Origin of the sequence: Lysinibacillus sp. NPDC093216 (assembly GCF_050280325.1) — a bacterium.
GTDB lineage: Bacteria > Bacillota > Bacilli > Bacillales_A > Planococcaceae > Lysinibacillus.
The window spans coordinates 58,581-73,311 of sequence record NZ_JBNNVB010000012.1; the positions used below are offsets into that span (position 1 = coordinate 58,581).

The following is a 14,731-nucleotide window of genomic DNA, read 5'->3' on the forward strand; positions in this document are numbered from 1 at the left end:
ATTTTGTATAGCTGCTCTAGCCGCTACCATTTTAATTTACCTAATATATCTCACTTCAACTATTCTCATACAAAGCACGTTTACGCAATATCGCTTCACCGAAAACTAGATCCTCTTGCGTTGTCATCTTTACGTTCTCGTAGCTGCTTTCTACAATATGCACCTCATGTCCGAGACGTTCAACAAGCATTGCTTCATCGGTTCCAAGGAAGCCTACCTTCTCAGCGACATCCTCCGCCTCGACAATCAAATCAAATTGAAATGCTTGTGGCGTTTGAATCATCCATAAGCTTTCTCGATCAATTGTCTCTTCAATAATACCATTGCGTACTTTTTTCATTGTATCCTTCGCACGAACTCCCGCAATCGCAGCGCCAAATCCATGCGCACTTTGTACAAGATTCGCAATAATATCATGCGTAATAAATGGACGCGCAGCATCATGCACAAGCACAATATCAACCTGCTTCATTTCTTTCATGCACGAATGGACGGAATGCTGTCGCTCTGCACCACCATCAGGTAAACCTTTAACTTTAGTAATTCCATACCTCTCTAGCATTTCTTGAATAAATACACGCTCTTCAGGCTTCACTGCAAGCCAAATACCTGTACACTGGCTATCCTGTTCAAATACCTCCAGCGTGTGTATGAGGATCGGTTTTTCTAAAAGATTTAAAAACAACTTATTTTGCCCTGCACCCATTCGCTTTCCGCTTCCCGCAGCAGGCAACACTACTTCATATTGCACATTTCCCACTTCCTAGTCATCCTTTGGTTTAGCAAAAATCATACGACCTGCTGATGTTTGAAGAACACTTGTTACGGTTACTGTAATTGCCTGTCCTATATAGCTACGTCCACCTTCAACAACGATCATTGTGCCGTCATCTAAATAGGCAACCCCTTGATTATGCTCTTTGCCATCTTTAATGACCATCACTTGCATATCCTCACCTGGAATTACGACAGGCTTTACTGCATTTGCTAAATCATTGATGTTCAGCACTTTAACGTGGTGGAGCTCACAAACTTTGTTCAGGTTAAAGTCGTTCGTCACAATTTGTGTATCGTGCCCCATTTTCTTTGCAAGGCGTACTAGTTTTAAGTCAACCTCTTGCACATCCTCAAAGTCCTCTTCCGAAATCTGTACCTTCGTCATACGTTCATCTTGTAATTTCTTCAAAATATCTAAGCCGCGACGACCTCTTGTACGCTTTAATGTATCCGAAGAATCAGCAATATGCTGAAGTTCAGTAAGGACAAATTGAGGTACAACTAGAGTACCTTCTATAAAGCCTGTTTCAGAAATATCTGCAATACGACCATCAATAATAACACTAGTATCTAACAGTTTATAGCTGCCTCGTACTTCTTGAGGCTCTACACCTTCCGCTAATTTTTTCTTCGTATTATTACCACGTAACGTAAATAGCTGGATTAATTCATCTCGCTTTTTAAAGCCTACACGGAACCCTAAATAGCCAAGCACAAATGACAGTATAACTGGTAAAACCTTTGTAAATTTCGGTAAATCCATACTATCAATTGCAAAGCCTAAAAAATAAGCAACGATTAGCCCGATAATAAGTCCCAGTGTACCAAATAATAAATCTCCAACAGGTACTTTAAATAGCACCTCTTCCATCCAACTAATAAGCCTTACGAAATAATCCGAAAAGGCAAACGATAGTGTAAACAGTAAAAGCGCTCCTAAAGCTACTGATACGTAGGGATTATCAAGCCAAGGATTAGATGATAAATGAAGCAATTCGTATAATGGCGGTAAGAAAACAAGGCCTAATGCTCCTCCAATCAGTAAAAAAGCAATTTGAACAAATTTTTTCATAAACTGTCACCTCCCATTTTTAATATATAATTATACATAGTTTACTGTAGAAAATCTTTTATGAACCCACCAAAGCATCATTATATCTCTTCTTTTGAACAATCATTTCGATTCTAATGAAAGAGGAAACCAATTACCGAAATCCTTCACACTCAAATTAGAAATGCTTAAGCATCTGCTGGGCATTAAAGGAGCCTTTTCACAGACGTTATCTTAGACGCCGTTTCCCCTCTTAGAGTTTCCTACCTTCTATCTCTGAATTACAAAAGTTTGCAAATCAATTATGCCTTGGCATAATTGCGTCCGGAATCGGCTTTGTGCATTCACAAAGAACTCCTTGCCGATTTCCGTGACATCCGCCTTAGGCTTTAATTTATTTCAGCGGGTGTTTGTACACCCGCTGAAATAAATTAAAAGTGCATGTCAGAACATTGTCCAACATGCACAAGCTTCTTTATAGCTCTCTAAAGCAAGCAGTCAATGCATCCTTTATCGTTTCCACACCAACTACCTCAATACCTTGCGGGAAATCCCATCCACCGATATTCGAAGCCGGTATGAAGACCCGTTTAAATCCGAGCTTTGCTGCCTCAATCACACGTTGTTCAATACGAGATACACGACGCACCTCGCCTGTCAAACCTACTTCCCCAATCAAGCAGTCCGTTGCTCTGACAGCTTGATCCTTAAAACTTGAAACGATGCTTGTTAACACCGCTAAATCAATTGCAGGTTCATCAAGCTTCACGCCGCCAGCAACTTTAATATATGCATCCTGAGCCTGTAGCATGAGGCCCATTCTCTTTTCAAGAACGGCCATAAGCAGTTGTACACGGTTTTGATCGACACCTGTTGCCATTCGTTTCGGATAATTAAAGCTTGTTGGTGTTACAAGTGACTGAATTTCAACTAGAATTGGCCGTGTACCTTCCATTGAGGCTACGATTGTTGACCCTGCCGCTCCCTGTGAACGCTCCTGTAAGAACAACTCAGACGGGTTTAACACTTCCTTTAAGCCCCCCTGGAGCATTTCAAAGATAGCAATTTCATTCGTAGAGCCAAAACGGTTTTTTTGACTGCGTAAAATACGGTGATTATGATGGCGTTCTCCTTCAAAATACAATACTGTATCAACCATATGCTCCAAAATACGTGGTCCTGCAATTTGTCCCTCTTTTGTTACATGTCCAACTAAGAAAATTGCAATTCCCTTCGTTTTTGCAATCCGCATAAGTTCTGCTGTACATTCACGCACTTGTGATACACTACCAGGTGCACTCGTTACTTCCGGATGAAAAACAGTTTGAATAGAATCGACAATAACAAACTTTGGCTGCACATCGTCAATGGTCTGATTTAAAAACTCTAAATTCGTCTCAGAATAGATATACAGCTCTTGTGATACCACTCCTAAACGTTCTGCACGTAGCTTTGTTTGACGGATGGATTCCTCACCAGAAATATAGAGCACACGATGCCCTTTATTCGATAGCAATGCAGATACTTGTAATAACAACGTCGACTTCCCAATCCCAGGATCTCCCCCAATTAACACAAGAGAACCCGGCACGATGCCTCCACCTAACACTCGGTTAAGCTCACCCATTTCTGTTGCAACTCGTGATTCCTCAGCAGCTTCAATCTGCATAATAGGGAGAGCCTTTTGGGTAACCGTAGCAGAATGTTGGAATGCCCCACGTGGCCCTTTCGCGACGACCTCCACCTCTTCAACCATCTTATTCCATTCCCCACACCCTGGACATCTTCCCATCCATTTTGCAGATTCATAGCCACAGCTTGAGCATACAAATTTTGTTTTTTTCTTTGCCAAATTGCATCCACCTCGAATATTTGTTCTTATATTTATTATTGTACATAAAAAAAGACAGCTTGGCACTTAAAGCCTCGCTGTCCTTTTTAAATAAACATTTAACGGGCAGAGGGGAGATGGAGAAGCCCCCCCACAGATGAAGATTATTTAGAAGTAGAAACTTCCTCTTTTTTCTTCACAACAAACTCATCATTTACGTAATCAATGATAACTTGGTTGCCCTTCTCTACATTGCCTTTCAGCAGTTCTTCCGATAATCGGTCTTCTACTTGTTTTTGCAATGAACGACGTAGTGGACGAGCACCGTATTGAGGATCGTAGCCTTCCTCAGCAATTTTCTCGAGTGCCGAATCCGTTAACTCTAACGAAATGTCTTGCTCTTTCAGACGTTTTGTTAAAGCATTCGCCATCATTGCTACGATTTCTTTTAAATGTTCTTTTTCTAGTGAGTGGAAGACAATCATTTCGTCGATACGGTTTAAGAACTCTGGACGGAATGCTTTTTTCAATTCCTCAAGCATTGTACCCTTCATATCTTTATACTTCGTATCAGTACTACCTACATTGAAACCAAGGTTTTTACGATATTTTAAAGCATCTGCACCAACGTTTGATGTCATAATAACAACTGTATTGCGGAAATCTACTACTCGACCTTTAGAATCTGTTAAACGGCCATCTTCAAGTACTTGAAGTAAGATATTGAAAACATCTGGATGAGCCTTCTCAATTTCATCTAGTAATACTACTGAATACGGTTTACGACGAACCTTTTCTGTTAGTTGACCGCCATCATCAAAGCCTACATAGCCTGGAGGTGAACCAACTAAACGTGAAGTCGAATGTTTTTCCATGTACTCAGACATATCAACGCGAATCATTGCGTCCTCATCACCAAACATAACCTCAGCTAGTGCTCTAGCAAGCTCTGTTTTACCAACCCCTGTAGGGCCTAAGAAAATAAATGAGCCAATTGGTCGTTTCGGATCTTTCAAACCAGCTCTTGCACGACGTATTGCGCGAGAAATTGCCTCTACCGCTTCTCCTTGACCTACAACTCGTTTGTGTAACTCTTCTTCAAGTTGTAATAACTTAGAAGATTCTTCTGAAGCAATTTTTGAAACTGGAATTCCAGTCCACATAGATACTACCGCTGCTACATCATCTACTGTAACTTTTGACTCGGCTTTACCCTGTTCTTCCTTCCAATTTTTTCTCGTAGTTTCAATTTCATCTTTTAGCTTTTGCTCTGTATCTCTTAATGACGCTGCTTTTTCAAATTCTTGACCTGAGACAGCAGCATTCTTTTCAGAGCGCACATTTTCAAGCTTATCTTCAAGTGCCTTTAAGTTTGGTGGCACTGCGAATGAACGTAAGCGTACTTTAGAACCCGCTTCATCGATTAAGTCAATCGCCTTATCTGGTAAGAAACGATCAGAAATATATCGATCACTCATTTTTGCTGCCGCTTCAATTGCTTCATCTGTGATTTTCACACGGTGATGTGCTTCATAACGATCACGTAAACCTTGAATAATTTGAATCGCTTCTTCTACAGTTGGCTCATCAACTTGAATTGGTTGGAAACGACGCTCTAATGCCGCATCCTTCTCAATATATTTGCGATACTCATCTAAAGTTGTTGCACCAATACATTGAAGCTCGCCACGGGCTAAAGATGGTTTTAAAATATTCGACGCATCAATGGCACCTTCCGCACCACCTGCACCGATTAATGTATGCAATTCATCGATGAATAAAATAACATTTCCTGCTTGGCGAATTTCATCCATTACTTTTTTCAAGCGATCCTCGAATTCACCACGATATTTTGTTCCAGCAACAACTGTCCCCATATCAAGTGTCATAACACGTTTATCACGGAGAATTTCTGGCACTTCATTATTAATGATTTGCTGTGCTAAGCCTTCAGCAATAGCTGTTTTACCAACACCTGGCTCCCCAATTAATACAGGGTTATTTTTTGTACGACGTGACAGAACCTCAATAACACGTGTAATTTCTTTGCTTCGACCAATGACTGGATCTAAAGTGCCTTCACGAGCAATTTGCGTTAAATCACGCGCAAGGCTATCTAATGTTGGCGTATTGGCAGCCTGTGCAGCTTGTTGACCAGATTGAGCATTATCGTTATTGCCTAATAACAATAGCACTTGCTGACGAGCCTTATTCAATCCGACACCAGCATTATTTAATACACGGGCCGCTATACCTTCACCTTCACGAATAAGCGCTAATAGTAAATGCTCTGTGCCGATATAGGAATGACCTAATTTACGTGATTCATCAACGGATAGTTCTATTACCTTTTTAGCTCGAGGTGTGTAGTGGACAATCGGACCAACATCCTCTTTACCTTTCCCTACAAGCTCTTCAATACCTGCTTCAATCATTTGAGGACTAATATCAATGGCTTCTAATGCTTTTGCAGCAATACCGCCACCTTCACGGATAAGGCCTAATAGAATATGCTCTGTTCCAATTGATTCGTGTTTCCAATGAATTGCCTCTTCTTGTGCAAGCTGTAATACTTTTTGCGCGCGTTGTGTAAAACGATTAAACATCAAATGAATCCTCTCCTTTTCCCCGAATAATAGGCTTACTCATATTTTCTCGAGATAGTGCCTCACGAAGCATTTCCGCTCGTACGCGATCTCGCTCAGTAGGTGGCAAAACGTCACCTGCGTAATTCTGTAAAAATCCAGGTTGCATACTAACTACACATTCGTTTAATTTAGTCGCTTTAATACCTTCAATTAACTGTAAATCTACCCCTAAACGAACATTAGATAAACAGGTAGCAGCTTCCTCACTCGTTAAAATTCGAGCATGAGTTAATGTCCCTAAAGCACGGTATACACGGTCTTCTAAGGCAAGCTCTGCTTTTTCCATTAACTTACCTCTTGCATGCCGTTCTTTTTGAATTATTTTTTCAGCGACACTTTGGATATCGGCTAAAATATCATCCTCTGTTTTTCCTAGTGTAATCTGATTTGACACTTGGTAAACATTCCCTATATTTTCGCTACCCTCCCCATATATTCCTCTTACGGTCATTCCTAATCGTGTCATTGCATTAATGATTTGATTCATCTGACCCGTAAGTGTAAGGGCCGGCAGGTGCATCATGACAGATGCTCGTAAACCAGTACCAATATTTGTTGGACAACTTGTTAAATAACCAAATGTATCTCGAAATGCGTAAGGCAATGCTTTCTCTAGGGTACGATCAATTTTATTAGCTTGCTCGTATGCCTTTTGAAGTTGAAAACTCGCTGTCATACATTGAATGCGTAAATGGTCTTCTTCGTTCACCATAATGCTAGTTGATTCGTCATCAGATAAGAGCATGGAGCCAACTCGCTCTTTTTTTACAAGCTGAGGACTAATCAAGTGCTTTTCCACAAGTATTTGACGCTGTAAAGACGTTAAGTCTTTAATAGCAAAATATGAATAATTTTCTCGAAGTTCTGTACTATCCTTAATTGCATGTGTAACTGCCTGTTCCACCTGTAATGCTTCATCCTCTGTAAAGGCTAATGGAAAACGATAACCATCTAAATTTCGCGCAAGGCGGATGCGTGTACTTATGACAATATCTGAATAATCGTCCTCTACACTCATCCATATTGGTGTAGCACGCTCTAAAAACGACTCAATCATCACGACACATCACCACCTTCAAATTGTAGCTGTTTCTCAAGTTCCTTCGCTTCATCACGAAGCTTTGCTGCATCTTCAAATTGTTCTTCATCTACAGCAATTTTCATACGTTTACGAATATCTTCAATTTGCTTTTTGATGACATGAACATTGTTTCGAGCACCGGGCATTTTCCCTATATGTTGAGGGCCAGCCTGAATACGGTTAAAGAGCTTCGGCAAATGCTCGCTAAAGGTGTCATAGCAGCTAGGGCATCCAAATTTACCTTCTTTTAAAAATTGTTTATAGGTAAATCCACATTGTGGGCAAGTTTGCGGTTGTGGTGGTGCCTGCTGTTTTTCACCCACTTGTTGTTGCTGCCATGTAGGGGAGCCAAACCAATTAGATAATAGCTGTTGAATAGATACTGGCTCTTGCTTAAATTCAGCATGAAATGGATGGAACTGCGAGGCGCAGACGTCACAATAATGATGCTCCACTTTTTGGCCACTTTGAACTTGTGTTACGGTAACTGTCGCATTACGCTGCTTGCAATGTTCGCATATCATTTCCATCACCTCTTTTATTTTTGCTGTTCATATTTAATCGTTGTTAGCATCGCTCGTAAAATTTTTGCTCGAATGTTATCCCGTAACGGGAGTTGCAAATCGATAGTTGAGCGATCAACTGCTGCTAACATTATTTTCGCTTCTCGCTTTGAAATTACCTGCTCATCAATTAGTCGATACACTAAATCTTCTGCCATTATTTGCGATGCCCCACCTTCTATTTGCCTGAGGACATCATCGATTAAATCAATTTGTGAATTCGCGCGGACACGTAAAATTCGAATGTATCCACCACCACCACGTTTGCTTTCAACAAGGTAACCTCGTTCGGCAGTAAATCTTGTATTGATTACATAATTTATTTGTGAGGGCACGCATTGAAATTTATCTGCGATTTCACTACGTTTTATTTCAATATGCCCTTCTCCACCTAATTCAAGTACTTGCTTTAAGTAGCCTTCTATGATGTCTGATATATTACGCATTTTAGGAATACACCTCGCTTACTCCACTGACTTTGACTATCTTTGACTTTCTTTGAGTATATTATACAAAACGCTTGAAAATAATTGCAATTAATTCGCACATAGAAAAATTAAAGTGCCCTGTCCTTAGTTATAAGATACCCGTTTCAGCAATAGAAAAAACGCAAGCATATGCAACTAGCATATACTTGCGTCTATAAAAATTATACCCATCGACCAACAATTGGATAACGCCAAGGCTCATCAGATAAAGCCTTCACAATACCAATAATTGGCGCAATAAAATACATAATACCAAATACAATCAAGAACGGTATCCCAATGAGTAGGACGCTGAAAATACCCGAAATTGTAAGTAACACTATCATCACAACTTGGAACAATAAAGCTTGCACAGAGAGACTCTTTACCTCTTCATCCGAGCCAATTAAGAAAAATATAATTGGTACTAACCATGGCGCAAAAAACGCACTTGCGTGTATGATTACCTTAGACCATTTAGTTTCCATTTATATCAACCCTTCCATTTGATTTTTTATTTTATGTACTACTATTTACGGACCTACTCCTTAAATAGTTTCAAATATAAATTGGATTTTAAAAATTTTTTTGAAAGGCATGTGATACCCGATGGAATTTAATAACAAACTTGCAAACGAATACGAAAAAGGTATTCGTCGCACGCTCCCAAGCTATGATGCAATGCTACGTTTGACACAAACCTTTTACCAATCTGCGTTACATGAAAAAGCTGAATTTTTAGTAGTTGGCTCCGGAAGCGGCAATGAAATTTTACAGCTCGCTGAGAAAAGACCTCATTGGTCATTTGTTGGCTTAGATCCGTCAGAATCGATGCTGCAAATAGCTAGTGAACGTTTAAAATCTCTACCTAATAATATTTCTTTATATCAAGGAACTATACTGGACACTCAGCTACCTACAGAGAAGTTTGATGCAGCAAGCTGTTTATTAGTGCTTCATTTCATACAAGATGATCAAGAGAAGCTTGCAACATTAAAAGAAATAGCGAATAATTTAAAGCCCGGTGCTCCATTTGTCCTCGTCTCAAAATACGGGCAACCTGGTTCCATAGAAACTGAGCTACAATTTGATCTATGGCGTGCTTATTGGCTACAACATACAAAGCTATCACCATCAGACGTAGCGGAAATGGAGAAATCCATACGTTCTCTTTCATTTATGCGTGAAGAGGACATTTTATCACTATTACAGCAGGCAGGCTTTACAAAACCATCTAGGTTCTTTGCTACGACTTTATTTGGTGGTTGGATATGTTATAAAGAAAGTTTCTTTTGAAGATATATACACCTGTTAGGATAGAATGAACAGGATTGAGGTGAATGCTGTGATACGCACAATTGGAATTACAAAAGATCAAAAGCTTATAAAGGATTTTCCGCTTGAAGATATATACAAAAACGAATTTGAATGGTACTGGGTCGATTTTAATTGTCCGACCGATGAGGAAGAACTACTGTTAGATACATTTTTCCACTTTCATCCACTCGCTATAGAAGATTGTTTAATGCGTTTACAGCGGCCAAAGCTCGATTTTTATGATGATTTCCATTTCTTTGTTATCCAAAGAGTTAACGAAGAATTAACAGCTGAGGAAGTAAACATTTTTGTTTCTAATAAATTTATTGTCACATTTCATAAAAACGGAGCTCCGGAAATAGATCGAGTACAAATGATGTTAGAAAAACAGCCAAAGAATTGGGAACGCGGCACAGTATATTTAACATACCAGGTAATCGATAAAATCGTTGATAGCTATTTCCCGCTTGTCTATAAGATTGAGGATCATTTAAATGCACTAGAAGATGAGCTTACTTATCAAAGTAACCCCAATGCTATGAAAGTTGTGTTTGAATTCCGTAGTGATTTGCTTGATCTACGACGCACCATTTTACCAATGCGCGATCTATTATATCGTATCCTTAACTCTTACCGATTTTCACTAAAGAAATCAGAGCGAGCTTATTTCGGAGATATTTACGATCATCTACTTAAACTCACCGAAATGATCGAATCCAACCGTGAGCTCACGGCGGATATGCGTGATAGTTATATGGCGATGAGCTCTAGTCGCATGAATGGCATCATGATGACCTTAACAATTGTTTCAACAATCTTTATTCCTCTGACATTTATTGCTGGTGTTTATGGAATGAATTTTGACTATATGCCAGAGCTACACGGGAAATTTAGCTACTTTATTGTACTCGGAATTATGATTCTTATCGTTTTATTTATGTTGGGAGTCTTTAAACTTAAAGGATGGTTCGGTTTATTTAAATCTTAAAATGATAGTTTATTGCTAATAACTCCTTTGGGACCAACATCACAGATCGAAGCCAAGCAATCAGCCAGCTATTCTTTTGTCGACAAGCTAAAGGCACCTTAGAGATTTTTCTAAGGTGCCTTTTTACTGTCAGTAAGGGCCACGATCATCAATTTTATCTTCGCCTTGCTGTGGAAATAAAAAGTAAGCGAGTACCCCAGATACTAATGTTGCACAGACAGTAATTAATAGTTGATCTAAGTCTGGTACTTCAGCATAGTAGTTTCGTAACATGTAAACCGATCCAATTGCTACAATTACCATAACCGGAATAACAAATTTGAAACGTTTCTTTTCCATGTAATACCTCCCCAAAACTATTGTTACGTTCAACCTAAACAGTTCGTATTTTACAGGTTTCCTATTTCAAATTCAATTTACCTATTACCTTTTTAATAGTCTATTTCATGTCTTTTAATCGACAGTCATCTATAATACCTATAAAAAAATAAAGAAATAAAGTAAAATTTTAACCAAATTTACTACAAAAAATAGTAGAATAGACTAAATACCATATATTTCGAAAAATTAACAGACTAAGCAATTCGATTTTTTATATACTTACTATGCATTTATAAAGAATGGAGCAAACGACAATGAGTTGGTTTACAAAAAAGAACGATTCTAGCTACTCAATTACATTAGCACCTGAAAATTATAAGCACAATGTACAATTGGATGTATCAAATCATCCAAGACTTCTAAAACAGTTGCAGCTTTTAGATTTAACAATTGAGGATTTAGCCATCATTAAACAACTACAGCCTTTAGCTAAGGATTTAGTTCCTGAAATGGTGGATCAATTTTATGCAGCCATTAGTTTGAGCCAAGATTTGTTAGATATTATAAACAGAACGTCACAAATCGATCGTTTAAAAGTTACTTTACATAAGCACTTGAGTGACATTTTTGAAAGTCATATTAATGACTCTTATATTGATGAACGGAAGGCAATCGCCGAAGTCCATGTTCGAATTGGTCTACAATCGAAGTGGTATATCGCCTCATTCCAGTCATTAACAACGACATTTACACGCTTTACAAATGAGTTAGATTTATCGAAAAATGATGCCATACGTGCTATCAATGCCTTCTGCAAAATCATTAACTTCGAGCAGCAGCTTGTAATCGAAGCCTATGAAAAAGAAGAGGAACGCATTCGAGCAGCAGCTGATGACACAAAACATGCACTTGTTACGACCATTCAAAAAACGGCAGAGGAACTCAATGGGATTAGTGAAGAAACAGCAGCTTCTTTATTAGTCATTTCTTCTCAAACGGACGATATCGCAGTAGCTACTAAGCAAGGCTTAACCTTCGTTGCTGATACACAGGAAAAATCCAGACGCGGACAGCAGCAGCTACAAGATCAAAATGATTTAATACAGGTTATTTTGCAAAGTGTAAACAGTCTCGAAGTTACGATGAACCAGTTACGCACATCTTCTCAAAAAATATCAGAGATTGTAGGGCTAGTTACAGGGATTGCTGATCAAACTAACTTATTAGCATTGAACGCTTCTATCGAGGCAGCCCGTGCAGGTGAGCATGGTAAAGGTTTTGCTGTTGTAGCAGAGGAAGTCCGGAAGCTTGCAGAAGAAACAAAAAATGCTGTACAAAATGTTTCTCATCTCATTAAAGAAACAGAAAGTAATATTACAACAATGTCGAATTCAGTTATTAACGTTGATCAAAAGATTCAACATAGCGTAGATACTCAAAACAGTTTATCTAAATCATTTAATGATATCGCCGATGCTGTTTCTGGAATTCAACAGCAGTATGTAAATACATCAAGAGATATTTCAGCAATCTCTAACCTGATTACTGAACTGTCACAAGGAGCTACACTAGTCTCTTCTTCTTCCGATTCACTTATTAATGTGGTAAATGAGTTAAAAATGTAAGCACGAAAAAGGGAAATTGACAGTATTCGTCAATTTCCCTTTTCACTGTTAATGCGGTAATTCCCGTTTTTGTTTACGATGTTCTCGTCTTGCAGGGCCGGTTTCAAACAGACGTTTTTCTGCATCTGTTTCAGGATAAATTGCAGGAACTGGCTTAGGTTTACCGTCATCATCAACTGCAACCATCGTTACAAAAGATTCCGTCGTTAATTTTTCCTCACGAGTTTCAATGTTTCGTGAAATAACCCGAACGTAAACTTCCATTGAAGAACGTCCAGTTGACGAAACAATACTTTCAATTTCTAAAATATCCCCTACATGTGCTGCCGATAAAAAATCAACCGAATCAATAGAGGCTGTAACTACATGCCCTTTCGCATGCTTCATTGCCGTAATAGCAGCAATTTCATCAATATAAGCTAACACTCTTCCACCGAAAATGGAGTTGTGATTATTTGTATCTGGCGGTAATACGAGACGCGTTTGAACAGTACGTGACTGGCCCATCGGTATTGCGTTGTTTGTCATAGTTCTTGCAACTTCCCTTCATGAATGTTCTTTCGTCATCGTATCGTAGAAAAAGAGTTGATGCAAATTAGAAAGATTTTTTTATCGTTATAAATTTCATATCTGTCATTTCCTCAATTGCCCACTTAATACCTTCGCGTCCGTAACCACTCATTTTTACGCCACCGTATGGCATATTATCAACCCTAAATGTCGGAATATCATTAATAATAACAGCACCTGCCTGTATTTCATCAGCTGCACGTAATGCATCAGGTAACACATTCGTATAAATTCCAGCATTTAGGCCAAGTTCCGACTCATTCACTAGTCGAATAGCGTCATCTAATGTTTCATATGAAACAATTGAGACGATTGGCGCGAATGTTTCCTGACAAACAATTTTCATATCCGCCGTCACATTCGTCATAACAGTTGGCGTTAAAGCACGTTCTGTGAATGTCCCTCCTGTTGCAACTACCGCACCTTGTGACTTTGCTTCCTCAATCCATTGACGAATACGTTCAACTTCTTTTGGATTAATCATTGCACTAACATCAGTATTTGTATCTAGCGGATCACCTACCACTAATTTTTCTGTCTCAGCTACAAACGCCTTTGTAAATTCATCAATTATAGATGCGTGTACATAAATACGTTGTAAAGAGATACAAACTTGGCCAGCAAAATTAAAGGCACCGCCGACACAACGCGAAATAATTTTATCAATTGGTGTCGATGGCTCGACAATTACTGCAGCATTGGAACCAAGCTCTAAAGTAACTTTACGCAAGCCTACTTTTTCTTTAATGTCCAATCCAACCTTACCACTTCCCGTGAATGTCACCTTTTTCACAAGTGGGTGGGTCACAAGTGTATCACTTAGCTCCCCTCCGCTACCTGTAATAATTTGAAGCGCACCATTAGGTAGACCCGCTTGCTGGAAAATTTCCGCCATCACGATAGAACTTAATGGCGTTTGCGTAGCTGGCTTTAAGACAACCGTATTTCCAACTGCAAAAGCAGGACCTAATTTATGTGCCACTAAATTAAATGGAAAGTTAAATGGTGTAATGGCTGAAATTACACCTAGAGGTTCTCGTTTTGTCCAGCCGATACGATCTCCTGCCCCGGGTGCAGCATCCATCGGTACCGTTTCACCCTTTGCTTGCTTAGCACCCTCCGCTGCAAATTGATAGGTTGCTATTGTACGTTCTATTTCAGTTAAACCTGCCGATATTGGCTTACCTGCCTCTAAGGCCAAAATTTCCGCTAACTCCTCTTTCCGCTGGCGCATGATGTCGACCACTTTATATAATATTTCGGCACGTTCGTAGGCTGTTGTCTTTTTAAACGTTTGGAATGCCTCCTGTGCACCTTCTATTGCTTGCTCAACGTCAGAAATCGACGCCTTAGCTACCTTTGCAATAACCTCACCACTATAGGGCGATCTCAACTCATATGTTTCCTTTGCGTTCTGCCACTGGCCATTCATCCAAAGCTTTGTTTCCTTCATCCTTCAAATGCACCTCCAAAAATCAAGTTCTTCTTTATT

General features: G+C 39.3%; 14 protein-coding genes. 3 read left to right on the plus strand and 11 right to left on the minus strand.

Annotation, left to right across the window (positions count from 1 at the left end):
* Positions 1-55 precede the first annotated feature (55 nt).
* The 8 genes from ispD to ACQKOG_RS14605 form a co-directional block, all read right to left on the minus strand.
* On the minus strand, positions 56-751 hold the full coding sequence (gene ispD / locus ACQKOG_RS14570) for a 2-C-methyl-D-erythritol 4-phosphate cytidylyltransferase (protein ID WP_370077969.1): 696 nt from the start codon (positions 749-751) through the stop codon (positions 56-58).
* Positions 752-763: 12 nt separating this feature from the next.
* Entirely contained in the window at positions 764-1,849 is a 1,086-nt protein-coding gene (locus ACQKOG_RS14575) for a PIN/TRAM domain-containing protein (protein WP_370077759.1), read from the minus strand.
* Positions 1,850-2,303: 454 nt separating this feature from the next.
* Entirely contained in the window at positions 2,304-3,680 is a 1,377-nt protein-coding gene (radA, locus tag ACQKOG_RS14580) for a DNA repair protein RadA (protein WP_370077761.1), read from the minus strand.
* A 143-nt stretch (positions 3,681-3,823) separates the two neighbouring features.
* Complete coding sequence (locus ACQKOG_RS14585; protein WP_370077763.1) at positions 3,824-6,268, minus strand: ATP-dependent Clp protease ATP-binding subunit; 2,445 nt, start codon at positions 6,266-6,268, stop codon at positions 3,824-3,826.
* Positions 6,258-7,367, minus strand: a complete 1,110-nt coding sequence (locus ACQKOG_RS14590; RefSeq protein ID WP_370077765.1) for a protein arginine kinase — start codon at positions 7,365-7,367, stop codon at positions 6,258-6,260. The genes ACQKOG_RS14585 and ACQKOG_RS14590 overlap by 11 nt, the downstream gene beginning before the upstream one ends.
* A complete protein-coding gene (locus tag ACQKOG_RS14595) occupies positions 7,364-7,912 on the minus strand; it encodes a UvrB/UvrC motif-containing protein (RefSeq protein ID WP_370077767.1) in 549 nt (182 codons plus the stop codon). The genes ACQKOG_RS14590 and ACQKOG_RS14595 overlap by 4 nt, the downstream gene beginning before the upstream one ends.
* Positions 7,913-7,926: 14 nt before the next feature.
* Positions 7,927-8,397: a CtsR family transcriptional regulator gene (locus ACQKOG_RS14600; protein ID WP_049662772.1), complete on the minus strand. Its 471-nt coding sequence runs from the start codon at positions 8,395-8,397 to the stop codon at positions 7,927-7,929.
* Between the two features lie 203 nt (positions 8,398-8,600).
* Positions 8,601-8,906, minus strand: a complete 306-nt coding sequence (locus ACQKOG_RS14605; protein WP_370077769.1) for a DUF4870 domain-containing protein — start codon at positions 8,904-8,906, stop codon at positions 8,601-8,603.
* A 121-nt stretch (positions 8,907-9,027) separates the two neighbouring features.
* Here ACQKOG_RS14605 and ACQKOG_RS14610 point away from each other — a divergent pair, with 121 nt between their 5' ends.
* Both ACQKOG_RS14610 and corA read left to right on the plus strand, forming a co-directional pair.
* Complete coding sequence (locus ACQKOG_RS14610) at positions 9,028-9,714, plus strand: class I SAM-dependent methyltransferase (RefSeq protein WP_370077771.1); 687 nt, start codon at positions 9,028-9,030, stop codon at positions 9,712-9,714.
* A gap of 49 nt (positions 9,715-9,763) precedes the next feature.
* Positions 9,764-10,723 carry a magnesium/cobalt transporter CorA gene (gene corA, locus ACQKOG_RS14615; protein ID WP_370077773.1) on the plus strand — a complete coding sequence of 320 codons (960 nt, stop codon included), beginning with the start codon at positions 9,764-9,766 and terminating at the stop codon, positions 10,721-10,723.
* A gap of 129 nt (positions 10,724-10,852) precedes the next feature.
* Here the strand turns inward: corA and ACQKOG_RS14620 are convergent, their stop codons facing one another.
* Entirely contained in the window at positions 10,853-11,062 is a 210-nt protein-coding gene (locus ACQKOG_RS14620) for a hypothetical protein (RefSeq protein ID WP_370077775.1), read from the minus strand.
* 281 nt (positions 11,063-11,343) lie between these two features.
* Between ACQKOG_RS14620 and ACQKOG_RS14625 the strand changes: the two genes are divergently transcribed.
* The gene (locus ACQKOG_RS14625) at positions 11,344-12,669 is read left to right on the plus strand and encodes a protoglobin domain-containing protein (RefSeq protein ID WP_427447131.1); all 1,326 of its coding nucleotides are present in this window, start codon (positions 11,344-11,346) and stop codon (positions 12,667-12,669) included.
* A 48-nt stretch (positions 12,670-12,717) separates the two neighbouring features.
* Here ACQKOG_RS14625 and ACQKOG_RS14630 read toward each other — a convergent pair whose 3' ends face one another.
* Together ACQKOG_RS14630 and ACQKOG_RS14635 are read right to left on the minus strand one after the other, a co-directional pair.
* Complete coding sequence (locus ACQKOG_RS14630; RefSeq protein ID WP_053482846.1) at positions 12,718-13,197, minus strand: acyl-CoA thioesterase; 480 nt, start codon at positions 13,195-13,197, stop codon at positions 12,718-12,720.
* A gap of 67 nt (positions 13,198-13,264) precedes the next feature.
* Positions 13,265-14,692, minus strand: a complete 1,428-nt coding sequence (locus ACQKOG_RS14635) for an aldehyde dehydrogenase family protein (protein ID WP_427447134.1) — start codon at positions 14,690-14,692, stop codon at positions 13,265-13,267.
* Between the last annotated feature and the right edge of the window lie 39 nt (positions 14,693-14,731).